The sequence below is a fragment of the Bradyrhizobium sp. 1 genome (assembly GCF_023073315.1).
In the GTDB taxonomy this organism is placed as follows: Bacteria; Pseudomonadota; Alphaproteobacteria; order Rhizobiales; family Xanthobacteraceae; genus Bradyrhizobium.
Genome location: NZ_JADPJH010000022.1, coordinates 211895 through 235217, shown reverse-complemented (window position 1 = coordinate 235217; position 23323 = coordinate 211895). Strand labels below are relative to the sequence as shown.

Below are 23323 nucleotides of genomic sequence, written 5' to 3'. Positions count from 1 at the left end.
CTCATCCGGCGCTTCGCGCCACCTTCTCCCACAAGGGGAGAAGGGAGAAGCAAGCGTCGTTAGCTCACCCGTATTTCAGCTTCATCACCAGAATGCCGCCGGCGAGCAGCATGGTGATGGCGTTGGCGGCGACGAGGGGCGCGTCGCCCGAGAGCAGGCCGTAGACGAGCCACAGCGCCAGGCCCAGCACCATGATGAGAAACATGCCAAGCGAAATGTCGCGCGCCGAGCGGGTCTTCCAGACCTTGATGACCTGCGGCGCGTAGGCGACGGTGGTGCAGGTGGCGGCGGCAAAGCCGATCAGCTTGATCGCGAGGGGGTCCATGCCGGCTCTATAGCATGGATTCGACGATGGTCATGTCTCAGGGGCGGCGGGATGCCATCAGACTGCGATAGAGTGCGACGTACTCGCCCGCCCGATGTCGCCAGGAGACATCGGTCGCAAGACCGGTAAGCTGCAGCTGCCGCCACGCCGCCTTGTCGTGGAAGGCGAAGCTCGCGCGCCGCAGTGCCGCCGAGAGATTTTCGGACGAGACCGGTCCGAACGTAAACCCGGTCGCCGGCTCGCTCACGGTATCCGCGAGGCCTCCGACGCGCGACACGATGGGCACGGCGCCATAGCGCAGTGCGCAGAGCTGCGTCAGGCCGCACGGCTCGAACCGCGACGGCACGAGCAGCGCATCGGAGCCCGCCTGAATGAGATGCGCCAGCGCCTCGTCATAGCCGATCACGGCCGCGATCCGCCCCTGATCGACCCGCGCGGCGCGCTGGTAGCGATCCTGCAAATCGGCATCGCCGCTGCCGAGCAGCGCCAATTGCATGCCCTCGCCGAGGACGATTGGCATGGCTTCGAGCAGAAGATCGAGCCCCTTCTGCCATGACAGGCGACTGATGACGCCGAGCAGCAGCGCATCCGGCCGGGGATCGAGGCCGAGCCGTTGCTGCAGCGCCGCCTTGTTGGCCGAACGAAACGACAGCTCTTCCGCGCTGAAGCGATAGGCGATGTGCGGATCGGTTTGCGGATTCCACACGGAAATATCGATGCCGTTGAGGATGCCGCTGAGCACGTCCGCGCGTTCGCGCAACAGGCCGCCGAGCCCCATGCCGCCTTCGTCGCTCTGGATCTCGCGCGCGTAGGTCGGTGACACCGTGGTGATGCGATCGGCGAGTTGCAGGCCGGCCTTCAGGAAACTGATGCCGCCGAAATATTCGAGGCCGTGAACGTCGAACGAGGCGTCCAGGGGCAGGCCGATCGCGTCCGCCAGCTGTGGCGCGAACTTGCCCTGATAGGCCATGTTATGAATGGTCATCACCGTGCCGGGCCGCGCCCCGCCGTCATAGTGCAGATAGGCGGGTGCGAGCCCCGCCTGCCAGTCATGGGCATGCACGATATCGGGAACGAATGCCGGAATGAGGCCGTGGCCGATATCGGCGGCGACGCGCGACAGCGCGGCGAAGCGCACGCCATTGTCCGGCCAGTCGAAGCCCTCAGTGGTGACGTAGGGATTGCCCGGCCGCGCATAGAGATGCGGCACGTCGAGCACGAATAGATCAAGGCCGCCGTGCGAGCCCGCGAGCAGGCGTCCGGGGCCGCCGAAATAATCCGGCCAGCGCCGGATTTCATCGGCTCCCCCGAGCAGCCGCATCACGTCGGGATAGCCCGGCATCAGCGTACGCATCTCGACGCCGTGCGCTTTGAGTGCAATCGGCAGCGCGCCGGCGACATCGGCGAGGCCGCCGGTCTTGACGATGGGATAAACTTCGGAAGCGACCGCGAGGACGCGAACAGGCGTCATGTATTGAGCCTGTCCATCATCGTCTGGGTGATCAGCGAGATGCCCTGCTCGGTGGTGCGGAAGCGTTTTGCGTCGAGCTCGGGATCCTCGCCGACGACGAGACCTTCGGGGATCTCGATGCCGCGGTCGATCACGACGTTCTTCAGCCGTGCGCCGCGGCCGACGTTCACATAAGGCATGATCACGGCGTTCTCGACACTGGCATAGGAGTTGATGCGCACGCCGGTGAACAGCAGCGAGCGGCGCAGCGACGCGCCGGAAATGATGCAGCCGCCCGAGACCAGCGAGCTCACCGCCTGGCCGCGCCGGCTTTCCTCGTCATGGACGAATTTCGCCGGGGGGGTGATCTCGGAATAGGACCAGATCGGCCAGGCGCGGTCGAACAGATCGAGCTCCGGCACCACGTCGGTGAGGTCGATATTGGCCGCCCAGTAAGCGTCGACCGTGCCGACGTCCCGCCAATAGGCGCGGTTGTCGTTGCCGGAGCGGACGCAGGAGGTCGAGAACTGATGCGCGATGGCGCGGCCGTTCTTGACGATGTAGGGGATGATGTCCTTGCCGAAATCGTGGTTCGAGTTCGGGTCCTCGGCATCGCGCTTCAACTCGTCGAACAGGAATTTTGCGTTGAACACGTAGATGCCCATGCTGGCGAGCGAGACATCCGGCTTGCCCGGCATCGGCGGCGGATCGGCGGGCTTTTCCAAAAATTCCTGGATCCAGCCGTTCTCGTCGATATGCATGATGCCGAAGCCGGAGGATTCCGCGCGCGGCATTTCGAGGCAGCCGACGGTGACGTCGGCGCCGCTGTCGACGTGCTGGCGCAGCATCACCTCGTAGTCCATTTTATAGATATGGTCGCCGGCGAGCACGACGATGAAGCGGCAGGCATGGGATTCGATGATGTCGATGTTTTGGTAGATCGCATCCGCCGTGCCGACATACCACATGTTCTCCGACACGCGCTGGCTTGCGGGAAGGATGTCAAAGCTCTCGTTGCGTTCGGGGCGGAAGAAGTTCCAGCCCATCTGGAGATGCCGGATCAGGCTGTGCGCCTTGTATTGGGTCGCGACGGCGATGCGGCGGATGCCGGAGTTCACCGCGTTTGAGAGCGCGAAATCGATGATGCGGGACTTGCCGCCGAAATACACTGCGGGCTTGGCGCGCCGGTCGGTCAGCTCCAGGAGCCGGCTGCCGCGTCCGCCAGCCAGGACGAACGCCAGCGCCTGACGGGCAAGCGGCTCATTTCCGGCGGCACTCATGTCATCCTCCCACTTTCTGGCGCAAGCCGGGGCCTCTGCGAGACGCCTCTCGGCCGCGCACCATTGGAACCGATAGTAACGGTACGGATAGTCAATCGGGAAGGTGGTTGTTGGTTGCGAACGCGCGGGAAGCTTAATGCTTTGCCGAGGTGTTTCGGCCTCCGGCTTCGTCGTACCGGTGTCATATCCGTGCGGCGGCGGGCTTGGGTCAGATGACAATTGAGGCACGCGCAGGGTTCTCTTGTGCGCTGCACGCAATCGGCGGCTTTGACTTTCGAAGGCTTTGATCTGGCGCTGGAATGCCCGATCATGGCCCTGCGATCCTTTTCCAAATGAAACGTCAGACAGGGAGCAAGTCGATGAATATCTGGAAAGCGGCAATTGCCTGTTCGCTGGCGGGTGCGGTGATGGCCGGCCCAATCGAGCAGGCCGCGGCGGCCCCGCTGCCGACCAACGTCGCAACCATGAAGGCCGCGGCCGGCGACGATGTCACTCAGGTTTATTGGCGCGGCCGAGGCTTTGGATGGGGTATCGGCGGCCTTGCGGCCGGCGCCATCATCGGCGGCGCCATCGCGAGCAGCGCCTATGGCGGCGGCTATTATGGCGGCGGCCCGTATTACGGCGGTTACGGTGGGCCGGGCTACGGCTACGGCTATGCGCCGGCCTATTATGGCGGCGGTCCGTACTATGGCGGCTATGCGCGGCCTTACGCCTATCCCCGATACTACGGCTACCGTCGATACTACCGGCCGTATTACGGCCCGCGCTACGGATATTACGGCGGGTGGTGAACGCGCGCCCGAGCCAATCAGGCGCTGCGTGAATCACGTGAATCATTCGGCTGCGCGTCGGGCTTGCCGCTCTCCGGCAAGCCCGCTGGATGGGGTCACCGGCAGACATAGGCTCCGTTGACATAGACGCGTACGCATGCGGCAGCCGCGCCACCGACGACGGCACCACCGACGACGGCACGCCGCGTGGTGCGACGGGCAACGCCGGCCACGCTGACGGGCGTTAGGGGCCGCCCAACCCTGGCTTCTGCACTGTTGACCGACAGCGCGAGCCCGTCAGTGGACGACCATTCAAATGAGCCTGCTAGTCCAAGAGCTGCAACCAGCGCGGCCAGTATCAGCATTCCGGGCTTACGATGTGTCATTCTAGCCTCCCGTCTTCAGAGTAGGAGGTTATCAACCCGCTCTTCCATCGCCGACCCTTGATCAAGATCAATGAATTGCTGATGGGCCGGGAACGTGAGCGGGCACAACTGATACGGGCCGCGAGGCCGGATGTCCGCGGCGATCACCTAAAGAGATAACCACACGATCAGGCTCATGCAGGCGACATGCGCGAGCACGATGGCGGCGAGATGCAACGGGCCGGGCTTGAGGCGAAGCCTGCGCATCCCGCCGCCTCCGCTCTAGTTCGATCCCGCGGCCCCGGCGGTGAAGCTGCGGTCGACGGCTTTGCTGACGTCGAGCGTCTTCGGCAGGATGCCGTAGCGCGTCGAACGGTCTGATGCCGCTTGCACCTCTTTCACCACGCTCTCGTCGATCGGAATCGGGCTGGTGCGCTGTGCGGTGTAGGCGGAGAGCAGCACGTCCTCGGGCAGCTTGGTCAGTTCGGCCGTGCTCTTGGCGTATTCACTGAGGTGATCCAACGACCACAGCCGCGCCTTGTTCAGCCGCTGGACGAGGTCCTGCACCGCCGCCCGCTTGGTGGCGATGGCATTGTCGGAGGCGACGATGAAGGTGATGGTCGGCGTCAGGCCTTCGCCGTCGGCGATCACCCGAGCCTTGTCCTTCAGCGTCGCGAACGAGACATAGGGCTCCCACACCGCCCAGGCGTCGATCGAACCCGCGACCAGCGCGATCTTGGCATCGACCGGGCCGAGCGGTGCGAAGGTCGCATCCTCGAGCTTGATCTGCGCCTTCTCCAGTGTCGCGTCGATCAGGAACTGGCCCCAGCCGCCGCGCGTGCCGGCGAGGCGCTTGCCCTTGAGGTCGGCGGCCGACTTGATCGGCGAATCCTGGCGCACCAGGATCGCTTGCGTCTTTGCGTCCGACCTGGTGCCGCCGATCGCCTTGATCGGCGCACCGGCCGCATAGACCGAGAGGAAGGAGAGATCGCCGGTGTAGCCGACGTCGAGCGCGCCGGCGTTGAGCGCTTCCAGGATCGGCGCGGCCGCCGGGAATTCCGACCATTCGATTCTGTAGGGCAGGTCCTTCGCATAGCCTGCGATGTCGAGCAGCGAACGGTTGCCGCCCTTCTGGTCGCCGACGCGCAGCACGACGGTGTCGGCGGCGAACGAGGCGGCAGCGGTCGACAACGTAATTGCAGCGGCGAGCAGCGATGCGGCGAGCCTGCGGGTGATGGAATGATCGTCGGAGTTGATGCTCATGTGATCCGTCTTGTTGCTTTGCTCACAATGCGTGAGCGAACGATGCAGCGAGACGATCAAGTCTATGATCGCGCGATACGCAGTCAATGAAATGGCCATCCGTATTGCGCGCGCATCGGGCAAGGACGTTTCAGCGAAACGCTGCTTTCGAGAATTTGCGCCGTGCGTGTTGCGTAGATGCGCAAGAACGAAGCAGGGGAGGGAGTCGCGCCGCGCTTTGCCGATCGATGCGCCAGCGAAAATCGTTTCATCGTTCCCGCCCGCGCCGATGGAGAGAATGACTTCTCCTCGCGCCACATTCGAAATTCCATTTCATTGACGATGCCGCGCGTGCGCCGCATGATTTGGACATCGCATCAAGGCGGCGCGTGAAGCGTCGGCGAAAAATATTCTCTCAACGCAGCTCCGCACGGAACATGCGCAACGTGAACCGTTGCGTGCATGGCGGAGCCGTGCCAACGCAGGAGCGGGGACTGATGGGCAACGACAACAAGCGCGACGGATCGGGGCTCGACCGGCGCAATCTGCTCCAGGCTGGGTTAGCTGCGGCTTTCGCCGCGCCGCTCGGTGCCTTCGGCGCGGCACAGGCCTTTGCGCCACAGGCGATCGCGCCGGGTGTCGACCTCTCGGAATTTCCGCTGTGCCGGACGGCGGCAGATGGTCCCGCGCTATCAGGCGCCCCGCGCAAGCTCAAACTGTCGTGGAATGCCGGCGCGGTGTGCCTCGCGCCGCTGCCGGTCGCGATCGAGCACGGCTTCTTTCAGAAGCAGAATCTCGATGTCGAGCTCGTCAATTATTCCGGCTCGACCGACCAGCTGCTCGAGGCGATCGCGACGGGAAAAAGCGATGCCGGACTCGGCATGGCGCTGCGCTGGCTAAAACCGCTAGAGCAGGGCTTTGACGTCAAGATCGCCGCCGGCACCCATGGCGGCTGCATGCGCGTTTTGACGCGCGCCGACTCGAGCGTGAGCAAGCTCGCCGACCTCAAGGGCAAGATCGTCGCGGTCGGCGATCTCGGCGGGCCCGACAAGAACTTCTTCTCGATCCAGCTCGCCAAGCTCGGCATCGATCCGAACAAAGACGTCGACTGGCGCGCCTATCCTGGCAATCTCCTCAACGTCGCCGTGGAGAAGGGCGAGGTGCAGGCGTTCCTGTCATCCGATCCGCTGGGCTATCTCTGGCTCAAGGACAGCCAGTACAAGGAAGTCGCCTCCAATCTCGACGGCGAGTATCGCGACAAGAGCTGCTGCATCGTTGGCTTGCGCGGCAGCCTGGTGCGCGAGGAGCCGCAGGTCGCCCGCGCGATCACGCAGGCACTGCTCGATGCTGCGATGTTCACGTCGCAGAATCCGGCGGTGGCAGCAAAATCGTTCCAGCCCTATGCGCCGAAGACGGCATCGCTCGCCGATATCGAGGGCATGGTGCGCTACCACACCCACCATCATCATCCCGTCGGCGAAGTGCTGAAGCGCGAGCTGAAGGCCTATGCCGACGATCTCAAGAGCGTGCAGGTCTTCAAGCCAAGCACCGATACGGCCAAATTCGCGGAGCGCATCTATGTCGACGTATTCGCTGTCTGACGGCATCGCCTCCGGCGCGCCGCGCCTCTCGCGCGCGCCGGTCCTTGCGAGCTGGCTCCGGGAATCCGGCGTCGGCGTGCTCGCCGGCGTTGCCTGGATTGCCTTCGGGCTGTCCTGCCTGTGGTGGGAGGACCTCGGCGACTGGTCGCGCACCCATTCGCTCGGCATTGCCGCCTTCATCGTCGCCGCAATCGCCTTGTTCGGCACCGTCGGCGCCGACTATCTGGGCTCGGCGGGCAAAGCGCTGCGCCAGCGCGCGCCCTGGCTCGTGGCGCTCGGTGCGTTCCTGACCCTGTGGGAGGTCGCCACCGCAAAATTCGCCTGGCTGCCGCTGCCGTTCTTTCCGCCGCCGCAATCGATCATCGAAGTCTATACCGACGATTTGCCAAAGCTGCTCGACAGCGTGTTTGCTTCGGTCAAGCTTCAGCTCGGCGGTTATCTGATCGGCGCGACAGTCGGCTTCCTGACCGGCGTCTCGATCGGCTGGTCGCGTGCGGTCGGCTATTGGGTGCATCCGGTGCTGCGCTTCATCGGCCCGCTGCCGGCGACCGCCTGGCTGCCGATCGCCTTCTTCACGTTCCCGTCGAGCTGGAGCGCCTCGACTTTCCTGATCGCGCTGGCGACCGGCTTCCCCGTCACAGTGCTGACCTGGTCGGGCGTTGCGAGCGTCAGCAACGCCTATTACGACGTCGCGCGGACGCTCGGCGCAAAACCGTCCTTCCTGGTGCTGAAGGTCGCGATCCCCGCGGCATTGCCGCATGTCTTCGTCGGCCTGTTCATGGGGCTCGGCTCGTCCTTTGCCGTGCTTGTCGTCGCCGAGATGATCGGGGTCAAGGCTGGCCTCGGCTGGTATCTGCAATGGGCACAGGGCTGGGCTGCCTACGCCAACATGTATGCGGCGCTGATCGTGATGGCGCTGCTCTGCTCCGGCGCGATCACGCTGCTGTTTGCGATCCGCGACCGCCTGCTGGTCTGGCAGAAGGGGACCGTGAAATGGTAACTGCACTGGCAGAAATCGCCACCCCGCCGGCCGCCGGTGCCGCGCTCGACATCGAGCAGGTCAGCCACGCCTTCGACATCGATGGTGCCGAGCTGCCTGTTCTCAGCGACGTCAGCCTCTCCGTCGAGCCTGGCGAATTCGTCGCGCTGCTTGGTCCCTCCGGCTGCGGCAAGTCGACGTTGCTGCGTCTCGTCGCCGGCCTCGACAAGCCCAAGGCTGGGACGCTGCGTGAGGACGAGGTCCGCATCGCCCGGCCGCATCCGTCGCGCGTGGTCGTGTTCCAGGATCCGACGCTGTTTCCGTGGCGTACGGTCTGGGACAATGTTGCGTTGGGGCTCGAAGCGCAGGGCGTATTGAAGAGCCAGCGTCATCGCGTGGACGATGCGCTCGATCTCGTCGGGCTATCGGACTTCCGCACCGCTTATCCGCACCAGCTCTCCGGCGGCATGGCGCAGCGCGTCGCGCTGGCGCGGGCCCTGGTCAACGATCCAAAAATCCTCATCCTCGACGAGCCGCTGGGAAAACTGGACTCGCTGACTCGCATCACCATGCAGGCCGAGCTGGTCTCGCTCTGGCAGCGCAAGGGTTTTACGACTCTGCTGGTGACGCATGACGCCGAGGAAGCCCTGGTGCTCGCCAACCGCGTCATCGTGTTCAGCGACCGCCCCGCGCGCGTGAAGGCCGACATCCGCGTCGACCGGCCCTATCCGCGCCATCGCGGCGATCCATATCTGGCGGATCTGCGCCGCCAGATTCTTGGCCTGTTGGGATTGGATGCCACATGGTGACTTCTGTAGCTCAAGGACGTGTGGCCCATAGCGAACCCGATTACATCGCGCGCGCCGAAGCACTGGCCGAAGGTTTTGCAGCGCGTGCGGCCGAGCATGACCGCACCGCGAGTTTTCCCTTCGGGAATTTTCGCGAGCTCTCCGAGGCGGGCCTGCTGTCGCTGACGGTGCCGGCTGCCCTCGGCGGCGCCGGTGCCGGGGCGAGATATGCCGCGCGCGTGCTCGGCCTCGTCGGCAAAGCCTGTTCGTCGACGGCGCTGGTGCTGTCGATGCACTACATCAACCATCTGGTGATGGCGCGAAGTCCTAGCTGGCCGGTGCGGCTGTCACGCAAGCTCGCTCACGAGACCGTTGAAGGTCTCGCGCTGATCAACGCACTGCGCGTCGAGCCCGAGCTCGGCTCACCCGCACGCGGTGGTCTGCCGGCGACCATTGCGCGTCGCACCGAGACCGGCTGGCGTCTTTCCGGCCACAAGATCTATTCGACGGGCTCGCCGATCCTGAAATGGTATCTGGTCTGGGCCCGGACCGACGAGGCCGAGCCGCGGGTCGGGCAGTTCCTGGTGCCGGCCGGCCTGCCGGGCACGCGTATCGTTGAAACCTGGGACCATTACGGCCTGCGCGCGAGCGGCAGCCACGACGTGATCTTTGACGACGTCGTGATCCCGCTCGATGCCGAAATCGATGTCCGCAAGCCCGCCGACTGGCGTGCACCGGACTCGGTACAGGCAACCGTTCACACGATTTTCGTCGCGGCGATCTATGACGGCATCGCACGCGCCGCACGGGACTGGCTGGTCACCTTCCTGAAGACACGTGCGCCGGCCAGTCTCGGCGCGCCGCTGGCGAGCTTGCCCCGCGCCCAGGAAATGCTCGGCGGCATCGAGGCGCGGCTCGCCGTCAACGCACGTTTGATCGACAGTTTTGCCTCCGATTTCGACGACGGCTTGCAGCTCGGCGCGATCGAGTCCAACATCGTCAAGCTGACGGTGACCAATAACGCCGTGGCCGCAGTGGAGGACGCCTTGTCGCTGACCAGCAATCACGGTCTGTCGCGCAAAAATCCGCTGGAGCGGCATTACCGGGACGTGCTCTGCGGCCGCGTCCACACCCCACAGGATGACACCACGAAAATCGCTGCCGGGCGCCATGCGCTCGGCATCTGACCAATCACCAAACGGAGTTTTCTGATGTCGGTCGAGTTCATCGGCTTTATCGCTAACAGCAATGCCTCCGAGACTATCGTGCGCCAGGGGCCGGTGCTCGATCCGAACTACATCGAAACGGTGGCAAAGGCGCATGAGCTCGCCGGTTTCGACCGCGCGCTGCTGGCGTTCCATTCGACCACGCCGGATGCGCTCCAGATCGCCCAGCACGTGCTGACCATCACCAGGAAGCTCAAGGTGATGATCGCGCAGCGGCCGGGTTTCACGGCGCCGACGCTGCTGGCGCGCCAGTTCGCCACGCTCGACCAGCTTTATGAAGGCCGCGTCTCGCTGCACGTCATCACCGGCGGCAACGCGATCGAGCTGCGCCAGGACGGCAACACGCTCGACGACAAGGACGAGCGTTACGCCCGGACCAGCGAATTCCTCGACGTGGTGCGGCTGGAATGGACCAGCGAGAAGCCGTTCAACTACAGCGGCAAGTACTACAATGTCGAGAACGGCTTTTCGCAGGTCAAGCCGCTGCAGAAGGGCGGCATCTACACCTTCGTCGGCGGCGGCTCCGATGCCGCGATCGAGGTCTCGGGCAAGCATGCCGACACCTTTGCGCTGTGGGGCGAATCCTACGCGCAGGTGCGCGACGTCACCGCGCGCGTGCGGGCGGCGGCGGCAAAGCACGGGCGTCCAAGCCCGCGCTTCAGCCTGTCGGTGCGGCCGATCCTCGCCGACACCGAGGAGAAGGCCTGGCAGAAGGCCGAGGCGATTCTGGAGCGCGCCACCGCGCTTCAGGACCAGACCGGCTACCGCCGGCCCAATCACGCGACCGATGGCGCCAAGCGGCTGCTGGCGCTGGCCGACCAGGGCAGCCGCATCGACAAGCGGCTGTGGACGGAGATCGCAAAACTCACCGGCGCCAACAGCAACACGACCGCATTGGTCGGCACACCCGAGCAGGTCGCCGAGGTCTTCGCCGACTATTACGACCTCGGCGTCAGCCACTTCCTGATCCGCGGCTTCGATCCGCTTCCCGATGCCATCGACTATGGCCGCGAGTTGATCCCGCTGACGCGCGAGCTGATTGCCAAGCGTCAGGCGGTTCGCGGCGAGGCGGCGGAATGATCCAGGTCATTTAACGACGCTCTCATGTCCCGGACGCGGCGCAGCGTGCAACGCTGCTCCGCAGAGCCGGGACCCATGTCGCGCATATCGCTTTCGATGAGATGGGCCCCGGACGCAGCGCACCGCTGAAGAAGCGCTGCGCTGCGTCCGGGGCACGAGACCTCACGAGCCTCTCAAGCATTCGTGAAGCGAAGAGCGCGCCTTCCGATCTGATCCCCATCCTGGGAATATTTCTTCTGTCGTCCTCGCTTTCGACAACACCCCCATTGCTATTTGCACCGCCTCCCTTGCGCCGCGCCGCATCGCCGCAAAAATGATTCAGACGACCACATCGGGAGACCGGCCATGGGCCTGCAAGAAACAAAAATCGAATCGCTTCCTTTCGTCACCGCTGAACTCAATTACCTCGCGCCCGTTTCGGGCAAACCGCGCACCTACGCTTTCGATCCACCGCCGGGCGAGCCGAAAAGCACGTCGTTGCCGGAGCCGCATCAGGTGCCGATCTTCGATGCGCGGCTGATCGCGCAAAACATCTCGCTCGATCGCGAGGGCTTTGCCCTTGTGCGGCATCCGAACCAGGTGAAGGACTTTTCCAACGAGGCGGAGATCAAAGCGGTCTACTATCCCGCCGTCGAGGCCTTTTTGCGGGCGACGCTGAAAGCCGATCGCGTCTTCATCTTCGACCACACGGTGCGCAGGCGCGTCGAAGGCGCCGCTGACATTCGCGACGGCGGCCCGCGCCAGCCGGCGACGCGCGTCCATGTCGACCAGACCGCCGTCTCCGGCGCCAATCGCGTGCGCGAGCATTTGCCTGAAGAGGCCGACGAGCTTCTGAGAGGCCGCGTGCAGGTGATCAATCTGTGGCGGCCGATCCGCGGTCCCTTGCGCGATTCACCGCTGGCGATGGCCGACGGAACGACGGTGGCGCCGGATGATCTCGTTGCCTCCGACCTGATCTATCCCAACCGCCGCGGCGAGACCTATTCGGTGAAATACAATCCGAACCACCGCTGGTTCTATTTCCCCGAGATGACGCCGGACGAGGCGCTGCTGCTCAAATGCTACGATTCCGCAGCAGACGGTCGCACCCGCTTCGGGCCGCATACGGCGTTCATCGACCCGACCACGCCGGCGGATGCCGCGCCGCGCGAGAGCATCGAGGTTCGCGCGCTGGTGTTCCACAAGCAGTAACAAACTGTGATGCCACTGCCGGGCATAGCCCGGCAGGGGCCAGGAACCTGCGGGAACCAACAAACGTTTGCGCTCCGGGCAGGGCCAACCGGAGCGATGCCGTGCGAGCGCAGACCAAGCTATTTTCTTGCCTTGCCACCTTCTCGCTTTCAGCTTTTTCTGCCGCCCACGCCGAGAGTGGGCTTGCCTCATATTACGGATACGGAAAGGCCGGCAAAGGTGAGTTGACCTGCGCCCATCGCACGCGGCCGTTCGGCAGCGTTCTGAAAGTGTCCTACAGCGGGCGCACGATCCAGTGCCGCGTCAACGATCGCGGTCCCTTCATCCGTGGCCGGATCGTCGATCTCTCGGTGCCGGCCGCCCGCGCGCTCGGCATGATGAGCGCCGGCGTGGTGCGGGTCTCGGTGGAATAGGCCTGTGAGCGCGCTATAGTGCCGCCCAAAGCAAGGGGGCGCTATGGCCAGGATTCGTGTTGGGCTCGTCGGCTGCGGCTTCGTGTCGGAGCTGCATATGTATGCGTTCCGGCGCGTCTACGGCGTCGAGGTCGAGGTCGCGGCGGTGGCCGCGCGCGGCGATCGCGTCGCCGATTTTGCGAGGCACCACGGGATACCGAAGGTCTATCGCAGCTTCGCCGAACTGATCGCGGACCGTGAGCTTGACGTCGTCGACATCTGCACCCCGCCCAACCTTCATGCGGAGATGATCATCGCCAGCATGCAGGCCGGCAAGCACGTGATCTGCGAAAAGCCGTTCGCCGGCTATTTCGGCCGCGAGGGCGATCAGCAGCCGATCGGCAAGCACGTGCCGAAGGCGCAGATGTACGAGCGCGTGCTGGAGGAGATGGACGCCACGCGGGCCGCGATCGAGCGCACGGATAAACTCTTCATGTATGCCGAGGACTGGATCTACGCGCCCGCGGTGACCAAGACCGCGGAGATCATCAAGGCGACGAAGGACAAAATCCTGTTCATGAAGGGCGAGGAGAGCCATTCCGGTTCGCACGCAGCCCATGCCGCGCAATGGGCGATGACCGGCGGCGGCTCGCTGATCCGCATGGGCTGCCATCCGCTCTCGGCGGTGCTTTATCTGAAGCAGGTCGAGGCCAAGGCGCGGGGCGAGACCATCAAGGTCGCCAGCGTCACCGGGGATGTCGGCAACGTCACAGCCAGCCTCAAGCCGGAGGAGCGCACTTACATCAAGGCCAATCCGATCGACGTCGAGGACTGGGGCACGCTCACCGCGACGTTCTCGGACGGCACCAAGGCGACCGTGTTCTCCGGCGACATGATCATGGGTGGCGTGCGCAATCTGGTCGAGACTTACACGTCCGGCGGTTCGCTGTTCGCCAACATCACGCCGAACAACCATCTGATGAGCTACCAGACCTCCGAGGAAAAGCTCGCCAGCGTCTACATCACCGAAAAGGTCGACCGCAAAACCGGCTGGCAATATGTCTGCCTGGAGGAGGAATGGACGCGCGGCTATTTGCAGGAGATTCAGGATTTCATGGAATGCGCGGCAACGGGACGGCAGCCGCTGTCGGACCTGGCGCTGGCCTATGAGACGATCAAGGTGAATTACGCCGGCTATTGGGCGGCGGAGGAGGGGCGGCGCGTAGTGTTGTAGGGGACGACCGCGCGCCCGCTGCCGAGCTATTTCCTGACGCGCTTCATTTCTGCTTCGTGCTGCGCGTCCATCCTGCTTACGTCTTCTGGATCGTCACCGGCCTGCGGGAGTTCGGGATGCTTGCCCGTGAGCAGAAGCTGTTTGCGCATTTCAGCAAGGCGAGCGCGGCAAAATTCCTTGTAGAGCAATTCGAATATGGCGGGCATTGTCACCCCCATCGCTGGAAATTGACGATTGGAAAATTTCTGATCCGTGCTGGATGGCTCGGAAATGCGAGCCGGCCCTGCGCGTGATCGTAGATCGAGAATCCAACCAGGGGCGTGAAAACAACGTGAATGGCAATGACGGTGCGCGAAAGAGCCGAACGAGGGGCGGTTTTGCGAAGTCACGAGCGAGATGTTCGCGCGTCGCGAGAATCTCTCACTCGTCTCGCCGATATGGCGAACCGCTCACAAGGGGTGAGGCTGCACCTTCATCGCCTCACACCCCGTAAGTCGATCCCTTCGGCAGGGGAAACACCGGATCTTGCGTGCGGATGTTGGTCGGCCACACCACCGAGATGTGCTCGCCGGCGTTCTGCATCACGACCGGTGTCGAGCGCTCGTTCTGGCCTGACATCGGCGTGCCCGGCGGGAAGAATTTGACGCCGTAGCCCTGGATGGTGCCGCCCGCGGGGATGTCGACGTCGAGCGCGGCCTTGCGGATGGCTTCGGGCTCGAAGCTGCCATACTTCTCCTTGGCGACCGGCAGCACGTTGTTGATCAGCACCCAGGTCTGGTTGAAACCCATCGAGCAGTGCGGCGGCACGTCGGTCGCGCCGGTCTTGGTCTTGTAGCGCGTGACCATGGCGTTGGTCAGGTCGCCGACCCCCGGCGCAAGTTTGGCCGGATCGAGCAGTTGCGCCGGCACCGGATCGATGTTGCAGAAATTGTCGATGTCAGGACCGAAAGTCGCGCGCAGCTTGTCGAGCTGGCTGTAGCCGGCGCCCGCGCCGAACAGCATCTTGAAGCGTAATCCGCTCTCGCGGGCCTGGCGCAGGAACAGGGTGATGTCGGGGTTGTAGCCGGCATGCGAGATCACATCGACCTTGGCGCGCTTGAGTTTGGTCACGAGCACTGAGAGGTCGGGCGCGGACGCCGAATAGCCCTCGCGCATCACCACCTGGATGCCGGCCTGCTTGGCATAGGCCTCGTCCGCTGCGGCAACGCCGACGCCATAGGGGCCGTCCTCGTGGATCAATGCGACCTTGACCTCGCCCGGCTCCATGCCGAGCTTGGCCTTGGCGTGCTCGGCGAGGAAGCCCGCAAACGCCTGGCCGTACTGGTCGGAATGGATCTGCGCGCGAAACACGTATTGCAGGTTCTTGTCCTTGAACACGGCGGTCGACACCGCGGTCGTGATCCAGAGGATCTTCTTCTGCTGCTCGACTTTCGCCGCCATCGGCACCGCATGCGCGCTGGAATAGACGCCGTTGATGATGTCGATCTTTTCCTGGCTGATCAGCCGCTCGGCCTCGTTGATGGCGACATCCGCCTTGCTCTGCGAGTCCGCCGCAACCGGCACGATTTTGGTCTTGCCGCCGATGCCGCCTTTCTCGTTGACGAGGTCGATGGCGATCTGCGCGCCGACCGAGGAGGCGACCGAGCCCCCGGCGGCAAAGGGACCGGTCAGATCGTAGATCAGGCCGATGCGCAAATTCTCGGCCTGCGCCTGCGCCCGTGTCCAATCGAGGCTGAGTGCAGCGGCGGCAGCCGCCGAACCCTTCAGCAGCTGCCTGCGTGAAGTCGGCATCCTATCCTCCCTCAAAACCTGTCTGTTGATTGGTCTTGCTTTTTGCGAAGTATGGGGAGCGGCACGGCGGAAAGTCAACATCGCACAAGGTCGATACGCGGCGCCGGCCGCGCCACACAACGCATTTGCGAAGGGCACCGGAAAAGCCCACCGCTCGCAAGCGAGCGATGGGCCTGATGCCGCTGCGGGCCGATTACTGCGACAGCTTCACGAAGCTCGGAAACTTCAGCTTGCCCTCGGCGATCTTCTGCGGCCAGACCACGACCTGCTTGGAATCCTGCCACTGGAAGACGAGGCCGGTGACCGCGCCCGGACCGGACTTGATGCCATGGGTGAACTCGTCGTCCTTGCCGTAGAACTGGATGCGTCCGATCGTGCCTTCGTAGTCGGTCTTCTCGAGCTCGGCGACCATCTTGTCGGGATCAGTCGAGCCCGCCCGCTTGATCGCGTCCGTGATGAAGTAGACCTCGTCATAGGCGGTGTAGCCGGTATAGGCCGGCGGGCTGCCGAACTTGGCCTTGAAGGCCGCCGCGAACGGCTTTGTCTTGGAGGTCACGGCGACGTCCGGCGTTGCGACCGCCAGCGACGGCACGCCATCGGCGGCGCCATTGGTGTCCTTCCAGAAAGTCGGGCTCAGCGCCTGCGCGCTGATGCCGAACATCGGGATCGGCACCTGCTGGTTCTTCCACTGCACCGTCGGCTGTACGCCGACATGGGAGATGCCGGTGACGATCACGTCGGGCTTCTTGCTCTCGATGTTGTTGAAGATCGGCGTGAAGTCGGTGGTGTCAGGCGAGAAGCGCACATGCTCGACGACCTTGAGGCCGGCCTTGGGCAGGCACGCCTCGTAGCCGACGTCGAGCGGCTTGGTCCAGGCGGCGTCCTCGCTCATGATCGCGACCGTCTTGAACTTGAGCTCGTCGACGAGCAGGTCCTTCGCGGCGTCGCAGACGAGCTGGGCCTGCGCGGCCGATGTCAGATAGCCGTGGAACGTGTATTTGTTCTTCTCATAGTCGTTGTGGATCGCCTTGGTGATTTCGTTCGAGGCTGCACCCGGCGTGATCAGCGGCATCTTCAGCCGCGCCGCCCAGGGTTCCAGCGCCAGCACGACCTCGCTGATATAGCTCGCGATCACAGCGGAGACCTTGTCCTCGCTCACCGCGCGCTGGAACGCGCGCACCGAATCTGCGGACGAGCTCTTGTTGTCATACGTGACGATCTCGACCCTGCGACCGAGGATGCCGCCCTTGGCGTTGATCTCGTCGGCCGCGATCTGCGCGCCGCCGGGCGTCGCAGCGCCCGCGATCGACTGTACCTCGGCGATGACGCCGATCTTGATTGGATCGTTCGACTGCGCGTAGGCGGGCGCGGCAAGGCACAGCGCCAGCGCCGAGGCGAGGAAGCTGCCACTGAGAAGTGTCGATAGTCGCATGGTCGTTTCCCTTTCGCTTGTTCTTGTTGATGTTGACGAACTACAGAAAATCAGCACCGGCCTCACTCGCGAAGCGGCCGGGATCGCCCTCCCAAACGATTCGCGCATGCTCCAGCACATAGACGCGGTCGGCATGCGGCAGCGCGAAGGTCACGTTCTGCTCGCCGAGCAGCACCGTGATCGACGTGGTCTGCCGCAGCTTCGTCAGCGCCTTTGACAGCTGTTCGAGGATGACGGGAGCGAGCCCGAGCGTCGGCTCGTCCAGGATCAGGATCTGCGGCTGCATCATCAGCGCGCGGCCGATTGCCAGCATCTGCTGCTCGCCGCCGGAGAGCGTCTGCGCCATCTGCCCCTGCCGTTCCTTCAGAATCGGGAACAGCTCGAATAGCCAAACGAGCTGTGCGGCGCGCTTGTGCTCGGAGAGGTGCTGCCCGCCGAGATCGAGGTTTTCCCGCACGCTCATCTCGCCGAACAGCTCGCGCGACTCAGGGCATTGCACGAGACCGCTGCGTGCGATTTTCGCCGGGCTGGTGCCGCGCAGCTTCGTCCCGCCGCGCATGATCTCGCCGCCATAGGGCAGGAACCCGGAGATGGTGTTGAACAGCGTGGTCTTGCCGGCGCCGTTGAGGCCGACGATCGACACGAACTCGCCTTCATGGACGTGGATCGAGACGTTCTCCAGCGCCTGCGCCTTGCCGTAGAACACGCTGACATTCTCGACCTGGAGCAGCGGCACCTTGTCCTTGAAACTGGTCTCGGATCGCGCATGGGTCTCGATGGCGCCGCCGAGATAGACCCGCCGCACCGTCTCGTTCTTCATGACCTCGTCGGCTTTGCCGGTCACGATTTCCTCGCCGAGATACATCGCGAGCACGCGGTCGACGAGGGCCGCGACGCTCTTGACGTTGTGGTCGACCAGCATCACGGCGCGGCCGTCATCGCGAAAGCTGCGGATCAGGTCGGAGAAGACGTCGACCTCAGCGCGCGTCAACCCGGCGAAGGGTTCGTCCACCAGCACGACTTTTGGATCACGCGCGATCGCCTTGGCGAGTTCGAGCCTACGCAGATCGGCGAACGGCAGCGTCGGCGGGCGGCGATTCATCACGTTGCCGAGCCCGACGCGGTCCGCGATCCATTTGGCGCGCTCGACCAGCGCCTTGTCCGGAAACAGCATGAACAGGCTGTCCGGCAGCAGCGCGACCATGATGTTCTCCAGCACGGTCTGCCGGTTCAACGGCCGCGAGTGCTGGAACACCATGCCAAAGCCTTTGCGGGCGATCTTGTGCGCGGGCAGGCCGGCGACGTTCTCGCCCTCGAAGATCACTTCGCCCGCGGTCGGCCGCTCGATGCCCATTACGCTCTTCATCGCGGTCGACTTGCCTGAGCCGTTCGGCCCGATCAGCCCGAAGATCTCGCCGCTGTTGACCTCGAAGCCGAGATCTTTCACCGCGGTCAATCCGCCAAAGCGCTTGGTCAGGCCGCGAACTTCGAGCGCGGCCCTGTTTGATGTTCTCATGTCCATCACGAGCGCGCCTCACGTGAAAGGGCCGCTCCAAGGAAGCCGCCGGGAAAGAACAGCACGACGAGCAGCGCAACCGCCGAGACGATGAAGGTCGCAAGCTCGCCGGTCGGGCGCAGGAACTCGCCGGCGACGATCAGGAAGATCGCGCCCAGCGCCGCGCCAAGCACGGTGCGCCGCCCTCCGAGCACGGCCGAGACGATGACATTGACGCCGACCGCGACGTCGACGACGGTCCCGACCGAGGCCGTGCCGAAGTAGAACACCAGCAGTGCCCCCGAGAGGCCCGAGAAGAACGCGCTGACGATAAAGGCGGCGAGCTTGTGCTTGACGATGTTGAAGCCGAGCGCGCCGGCTTGCACCGGGTCCTGGCCGCTCGCTTGCAGCACGAGGCCAACAGGCGATTGTGACAGGCCGTAGAGGATCGCTGCCGAGATCGTCATGAAGCCGAGCGCGATCCAGTAATTCACGCCAGCGTCGATCGAGATGACGTCGGGGATGGTGAGGCCGATCTCGCCCCCGGTGAGATCGGCAAACACCACGATGAAATTCTGCAGCATCAGCACGGCGACCAGCGTGGTCAGGCCGAAATACGGTCCGCGCACGCGTAGCGCCGGGAGGGCCAGCACCAGGCCGGCGATGACAGAGGCGAGCGCCCCTAACACGATGCAGAGATAGACCGACCAGCCGAACTGGGCGTTGAGGATTCCGGCGGTGTAGGCGCCGACGCCGATCAGGAAGGTCGGCCCGAAATTGACTTCGCCGGCGAAGCCGAACAGCAGGTCCCAGGCCATCGCAAACACGCCGAAATAGAATGCGACGGTGAGCAGGCCGAGCACATAGCCGGAGACGTAGAGTGGCAGCGTTGCCGCGATGATGACGAGCGCGAGCGAGATGAAGAACAGGCGCGTGGTAAAGAAGCTGGCCATCTCAGCGCCTCCCCAGAAGGCCCTGGGGCCGGATGTACATCACGAACACGAGCAGCAACAGCGCCGGAATTGTGCGGTAGGCCGGCGAGACCAGATAGGCGGTGAGCGTTTCGAGATAACCGACTACGAAGGCCGCGATCAGCGAGCCGGAGACGCTGCCGAGGCCGCCGAGCACCACGATCGAGAACGCGCTCGCCGTCAGCGGTCCGACGCTGTAGGAACTGACCCCCAAGAACATTCCGAGCAACACGCCGGCGATGCCAGCGAGGATGCCGTAGATTGCCCAGACCACGATGTAGATGTTGGTGAGCTCGAGCCCCAGCAGGGTGACGCCGCGCGGGTTCATCGAGGCGGCCAGCACTGCCTTGCCGGTGCGGGTGCGGTTCACCAGCAGCCACAGCAGCGCGATCACGAGGCAGCACACGATCGCGGTGAAAATCTCATTCTTCGGCGTGCGGACGCCAAGCACGTCGACCACGCCTTCGACGATCGGCAGCACCGTCTTGGCGTTGTTGGTGAAGAAATAGGCGATCAGTTCCTGGATCATGATTCCCCACAACAGCGTGCCGGTGAGGACGAAGATCTCCTTCTCTTCGTTGGGAATGCGCCGGGAGTCCTGGATCGGCTTCACCACCGCGAAGTAGGTGGCAAAGGCGGCGAGGAGGGCGACGGCGACCCCGATCAGCGCGCCGGCATAGGTGCCGACATTCAGGATGCTGGCGGCGGCCCAGGCGGCCACCGCTGCCGCCACCATGATGGCACCGTGGGAGAGGTTGAGCACGCCGGAGACGCCGAAGATCAGCGTGAAGCCGGTGGCACCGAGGGCGTAGAGAGCGCTGATGGCAAAGCCATCGATCAGGATCTGGAAGGCTCGCATCTATGTCGGGACTGCTGCTGTGAGGGGAAGGCGCTGCGCGCGCCGCACGTGGAAACTCCCGGGAGATGGTCCCGGGAGCTGTTCCGGCTAGTTCGAGAGCTTGATAAAGCTCGGGAACTTGACGTCGACCTTGGCGACGTCCTTGGGCCAAACCGCGCTCTGCTTGCCATCCTGCCATTGCAGCATCAGCCCGGTGATCAGGCCCTTGCCGTATTTGATCGAGTGAGTGAACGGATCGTCCTTGCCATAGAACTGGACGCGGCCGATCGTGCCTTCCCAGTCGGTCGTCTCAAGCGCGGCGACCAGCTTGTCGGCGTCGGTCGAGCCGGCCCGCTTCACCGCGTCGGCGATGTAATAGACCTCGTCATAGGCCGTGTAGCCGGCATAGGACGGATAATTGCCGAACTTCTTCTTGAAGTTTTCCGCAAATGGCACTGACTTCGGCGTCACCGCGACGCCGGGACCGGAGACACCCTGGTAGAGCACGCCTTCGGCGGCTTGGTTGGTGTCTTTGCCGAAGGTCTCGTTGGTCGCTTGCGAAGAGATGCCGAACATCGGGATCGGCACCTGCTGGTTCTTCCATTGCACGGTCGGCTGCACGCCGACATGGGAGATGCCGGTGATGATCACGTCGGGCTTGGAGCCCTCGATCTTATTGAAGATCGGCGTGAAGTCGGTGGTATCAGGGGAGAAGCGGATGTGGTCGAGCACCTTCAGCCCGATCTTCGGGAGGCATTCCTCGTAGCCGACATCGAGCGGCTTGGTCCAGGCGGCGTCCTCGCTCATGATGACGGCCGTCTTCATGTGCATTTTGTCGACGAGCAAATCCTTGGCGCCGTCGCAGACCGAGAGTGCCAGTGCGGCCGAGGTTAGATAGCCGTGGAATGTGTATTTGTTCTTCTCGTAATCAGCGTGGACGCTCTTACTGATCTCGTTGGAGGCAGCGCCGGGTGTCACGAACGGCGTCTTCAGCCGCGAGGCCCAGGGCTCCAGTGCCAGCACTACTTCGCTGATATAGCTGGCGATGACCGCGTTGACCTTGTCCTCGTTCACAGCACGCTGGAATGCGCGCACTGAATCTGCCGAGGAGGAGTGATTGTCGTAGGAGATGATCTCGATCTTGCGACCGTCGATGCCGCCGCTCGCATTGATCTCGTCGGCGGCGAGCTGCGCCGCCTGCGGAATGGAGGCACCGGCAATCGCCTGCGCTTCCGCGATCACGCCGATCTTGATCGGATCCGCCGCAAAGGCCGGGCTTAAGGCTGCCAGCAATGCGCCCGTCGCGGCCGCACCAAACGCACTTCGCAATGCACCAGAGAGTGCTTTATTCATGTTGTTCTCTCCCTTGAACCAAGCTTCTTTGAGCTATTGGGCCGGACTATAACGGCGAGAGAATCCTCGGCAAGTGAAACTGTATTCAGGATTGTACGATGCGGACTAAAGTCTAGCGCTTGCGCAAGTCGTGGGCAGGAGAGGCGCGGAAGACTGGCCGCACGCACAGGCATGCAGATTCCGTCGGCGGGCATGCGTGGCTATCGTGTCGCAATGCGATCGAGAAAGAGTGATGCCGCCGAGGAGCTTGCGCCAGCCGTGCGGTTTTGCTCTGTCTCCGACGGAAAGAAACCTAGCTCGAATAGCCTCGTTCGAGGGAATGACGCTGTTGGTACCGGTCGAGCGCCTGATCGACCAGGCGCGTCAGCAGTTCTGCATAGGGCACGCCCGAGGCTTCCATCATCTTCGGGTACATGCTGATTGAGGTGAAGCCGGGCAGGGTGTTGATCTCGTTGAAGCAGAATTTGCCGGTTTGCCGGTCGAGGAAAAAGTCGACGCGCGCGAAGCCGCTGCATTCGAGCGCCGCGAATACCTGCGTTGCCAGCGACCGCACGCGCTCCATTTCTGCCGTGTCGAGCTTGGCCGGCAGGTCGACCCGGGCACCATCGGGATCGAGATATTTGGCCTCGTAGGAATAGAACTCGTGATGGGCGTTGGGGTTCAGCTCGCTGGCGACGCTCGCGAACAGCGTCTCGCCCTCGAGCACCGCGACCTCGATCTCGCGCGCGTCGATGCCCTGTTCGACCAGAACCTTGACGTCATAGCGAAATGCATCGTCGAGCGCAGCGCCAAGCGCGTCCCACGTTTTCACCTTGTGGATGCCGACGCTGGAGCCCATGTTGCACGGCTTGACGAACACCGGCAGGCTCAAGCCCTCGACCGCCTTCGCAAGCGATGCGGAGCGGTCCTGCACGAAGGCCTTGCGGGTGAGCACGCGGTAGGGCGCGATCGGAATGCCGGCGAATTCAGCGAGCCGCTTGGCGACATCCTTGTCCATGCTGACGGCGGAGCCGAGAACGCCCGATCCCACATAGGCGACATCAGCCAGTTCCAGCAGGCCCTGCACGGCGCCGTCCTCGCAAAGCGGCCCATGCATAACCGGAAAAACGACGTCGATCTCGATCGGGGCTCCCAGCGTGATCGGCATGAGGGCGCCGCGTCCGTCGGGGCCTCTGGCGAGCCGCATCTCCGGCGCGTCGGGCAGGATCGGCAAGGATGCCGCGTTCGCCTGATCGAGCGTGCGAAGATCGTTCCATTGCCACCGGCCCTCCTTGTCGATCGAGACCGGGATCACCTCGAAGCGGGTGCGGTCGAGATGATGGAGCACGGAGGCCGCCGATTTCAGCGAGACCTCATGCTCACCGGACCTGCCGCCATAGAGAACAACGACGCGAATTTTGTCTGCCATGGTTCAATTATCACGCGCTCCGGCAGGAAGTCACCTCCGTTGCTTCGGCTCGCGCATCGGGAAGGCGACCAAAAACAAAACGGCGCCGGCGAGGGACGCCGGCGCCTTGTCG

Annotated in this window: 23 protein-coding genes; 9 read left to right on the top strand and 14 right to left on the bottom strand. The window is 63.9% G+C overall.

All coding sequences use genetic code 11. From position 1 onward, the window contains the following. Positions 1–64: 64 nt before the first annotated feature. The 3 genes from IVB29_RS17800 to glgC are packed head-to-tail and all read right to left on the bottom strand — an operon-like array spanning position 65 to position 3055. Complete coding sequence (locus IVB29_RS17800) at positions 65–325, bottom strand: SemiSWEET transporter (RefSeq protein WP_092022173.1); 261 nt, start codon at positions 323–325, stop codon at positions 65–67. Between the two features lie 37 nt (positions 326–362). Next, positions 363–1796: a glycogen synthase GlgA gene (glgA, locus tag IVB29_RS17795; RefSeq protein WP_247504676.1), complete on the bottom strand. Its 1434-nt coding sequence runs from the start codon at positions 1794–1796 to the stop codon at positions 363–365. Beyond that, positions 1793–3055, bottom strand: a complete 1263-nt coding sequence (gene glgC, locus IVB29_RS17790) for a glucose-1-phosphate adenylyltransferase (protein ID WP_247504675.1) — start codon at positions 3053–3055, stop codon at positions 1793–1795. Before glgC ends, glgA begins: the two co-directional genes overlap by 4 nt. 359 nt (positions 3056–3414) lie before the next feature. Between glgC and IVB29_RS17785 the strand changes: the two genes are divergently transcribed. Beyond that, complete coding sequence (locus tag IVB29_RS17785; protein ID WP_247504674.1) at positions 3415–3846, top strand: hypothetical protein; 432 nt, start codon at positions 3415–3417, stop codon at positions 3844–3846. A gap of 95 nt (positions 3847–3941) precedes the next feature. Here IVB29_RS17785 and IVB29_RS17780 read toward each other — a convergent pair whose 3' ends face one another. From IVB29_RS17780 to IVB29_RS17770, 3 genes are all read right to left on the bottom strand, one after another. After that, positions 3942–4211, bottom strand: coding sequence for a hypothetical protein (locus IVB29_RS17780; protein ID WP_247504673.1), 270 nt, complete (start codon positions 4209–4211; stop codon positions 3942–3944). A gap of 261 nt (positions 4212–4472) precedes the next feature. Further along, the gene (locus IVB29_RS17775; RefSeq protein WP_247504672.1) at positions 4473–5453 is read right to left on the bottom strand and encodes an ABC transporter substrate-binding protein; all 981 of its coding nucleotides are present in this window, start codon (positions 5451–5453) and stop codon (positions 4473–4475) included. Between the two features lie 83 nt (positions 5454–5536). Beyond that, on the bottom strand, positions 5537–5794 hold the full coding sequence (locus IVB29_RS17770; RefSeq protein ID WP_247504671.1) for a hypothetical protein: 258 nt from the start codon (positions 5792–5794) through the stop codon (positions 5537–5539). Positions 5795–5929: 135 nt separating this feature from the next. Here IVB29_RS17770 and IVB29_RS17765 point away from each other — a divergent pair, with 135 nt between their 5' ends. The 8 genes from IVB29_RS17765 to IVB29_RS17730 all read left to right on the top strand — a co-directional run bounded on the left by IVB29_RS17765 (position 5930) and on the right by IVB29_RS17730 (position 13923). After that, positions 5930–7033, top strand: a complete 1104-nt coding sequence (locus IVB29_RS17765; RefSeq protein WP_247504670.1) for an ABC transporter substrate-binding protein — start codon at positions 5930–5932, stop codon at positions 7031–7033. Beyond that, entirely contained in the window at positions 7011–8033 is a 1023-nt protein-coding gene (locus IVB29_RS17760) for an ABC transporter permease subunit (protein ID WP_247504669.1), read from the top strand. The genes IVB29_RS17765 and IVB29_RS17760 overlap by 23 nt, the downstream gene beginning before the upstream one ends. After that, on the top strand, positions 8027–8821 hold the full coding sequence (locus tag IVB29_RS17755) for an ABC transporter ATP-binding protein (protein WP_247504668.1): 795 nt from the start codon (positions 8027–8029) through the stop codon (positions 8819–8821). Before IVB29_RS17760 ends, IVB29_RS17755 begins: the two co-directional genes overlap by 7 nt. Then, the gene (locus IVB29_RS17750) at positions 8815–9987 is read left to right on the top strand and encodes an acyl-CoA dehydrogenase family protein (RefSeq protein WP_247504667.1); all 1173 of its coding nucleotides are present in this window, start codon (positions 8815–8817) and stop codon (positions 9985–9987) included. Before IVB29_RS17755 ends, IVB29_RS17750 begins: the two co-directional genes overlap by 7 nt. Before the next feature lie 24 nt (positions 9988–10011). Further along, positions 10012–11106 carry an LLM class flavin-dependent oxidoreductase gene (locus IVB29_RS17745; RefSeq protein WP_247504666.1) on the top strand — a complete coding sequence of 365 codons (1095 nt, stop codon included), beginning with the start codon at positions 10012–10014 and terminating at the stop codon, positions 11104–11106. Between the two features lie 345 nt (positions 11107–11451). Beyond that, the gene (locus IVB29_RS17740) at positions 11452–12297 is read left to right on the top strand and encodes a CmcJ/NvfI family oxidoreductase (protein WP_247504665.1); all 846 of its coding nucleotides are present in this window, start codon (positions 11452–11454) and stop codon (positions 12295–12297) included. A gap of 101 nt (positions 12298–12398) precedes the next feature. Continuing rightward, entirely contained in the window at positions 12399–12710 is a 312-nt protein-coding gene (locus IVB29_RS17735; RefSeq protein WP_247504664.1) for a septal ring lytic transglycosylase RlpA family protein, read from the top strand. Positions 12711–12753: 43 nt separating this feature from the next. Next, on the top strand, positions 12754–13923 hold the full coding sequence (locus IVB29_RS17730) for a Gfo/Idh/MocA family oxidoreductase (protein ID WP_247504663.1): 1170 nt from the start codon (positions 12754–12756) through the stop codon (positions 13921–13923). A gap of 26 nt (positions 13924–13949) precedes the next feature. Here IVB29_RS17730 and IVB29_RS17725 read toward each other — a convergent pair whose 3' ends face one another. The 8 genes from IVB29_RS17725 to IVB29_RS17690 form a co-directional block, all read right to left on the bottom strand. Next, the gene (locus tag IVB29_RS17725) at positions 13950–14129 is read right to left on the bottom strand and encodes a hypothetical protein (RefSeq protein WP_247504662.1); all 180 of its coding nucleotides are present in this window, start codon (positions 14127–14129) and stop codon (positions 13950–13952) included. Positions 14130–14403: 274 nt separating this feature from the next. Continuing rightward, positions 14404–15714: an ABC transporter substrate-binding protein gene (locus IVB29_RS17720; RefSeq protein WP_247504661.1), complete on the bottom strand. Its 1311-nt coding sequence runs from the start codon at positions 15712–15714 to the stop codon at positions 14404–14406. Positions 15715–15907: 193 nt separating this feature from the next. Further along, positions 15908–17146 (bottom strand): ABC transporter substrate-binding protein, encoded by a 1239-nt coding sequence (locus IVB29_RS17715; RefSeq protein ID WP_247504660.1) that lies wholly within the window; start codon positions 17144–17146, stop codon positions 15908–15910. Between the two features lie 40 nt (positions 17147–17186). Further along, the gene (locus IVB29_RS17710; protein WP_247504659.1) at positions 17187–18668 is read right to left on the bottom strand and encodes an ATP-binding cassette domain-containing protein; all 1482 of its coding nucleotides are present in this window, start codon (positions 18666–18668) and stop codon (positions 17187–17189) included. Further along, positions 18668–19594, bottom strand: coding sequence for a branched-chain amino acid ABC transporter permease (locus IVB29_RS17705; protein ID WP_247504658.1), 927 nt, complete (start codon positions 19592–19594; stop codon positions 18668–18670). The genes IVB29_RS17710 and IVB29_RS17705 overlap by 1 nt, the downstream gene beginning before the upstream one ends. Position 19595: 1 nt before the next feature. Further along, positions 19596–20471, bottom strand: a complete 876-nt coding sequence (locus IVB29_RS17700) for a branched-chain amino acid ABC transporter permease (protein WP_247504657.1) — start codon at positions 20469–20471, stop codon at positions 19596–19598. A gap of 87 nt (positions 20472–20558) precedes the next feature. Next, complete coding sequence (locus tag IVB29_RS17695) at positions 20559–21803, bottom strand: ABC transporter substrate-binding protein (protein ID WP_247504656.1); 1245 nt, start codon at positions 21801–21803, stop codon at positions 20559–20561. A gap of 292 nt (positions 21804–22095) precedes the next feature. Continuing rightward, a complete protein-coding gene (locus IVB29_RS17690; protein WP_247504655.1) occupies positions 22096–23211 on the bottom strand; it encodes a D-alanine--D-alanine ligase family protein in 1116 nt (371 codons plus the stop codon). Positions 23212–23323 lie beyond the last annotated feature (112 nt).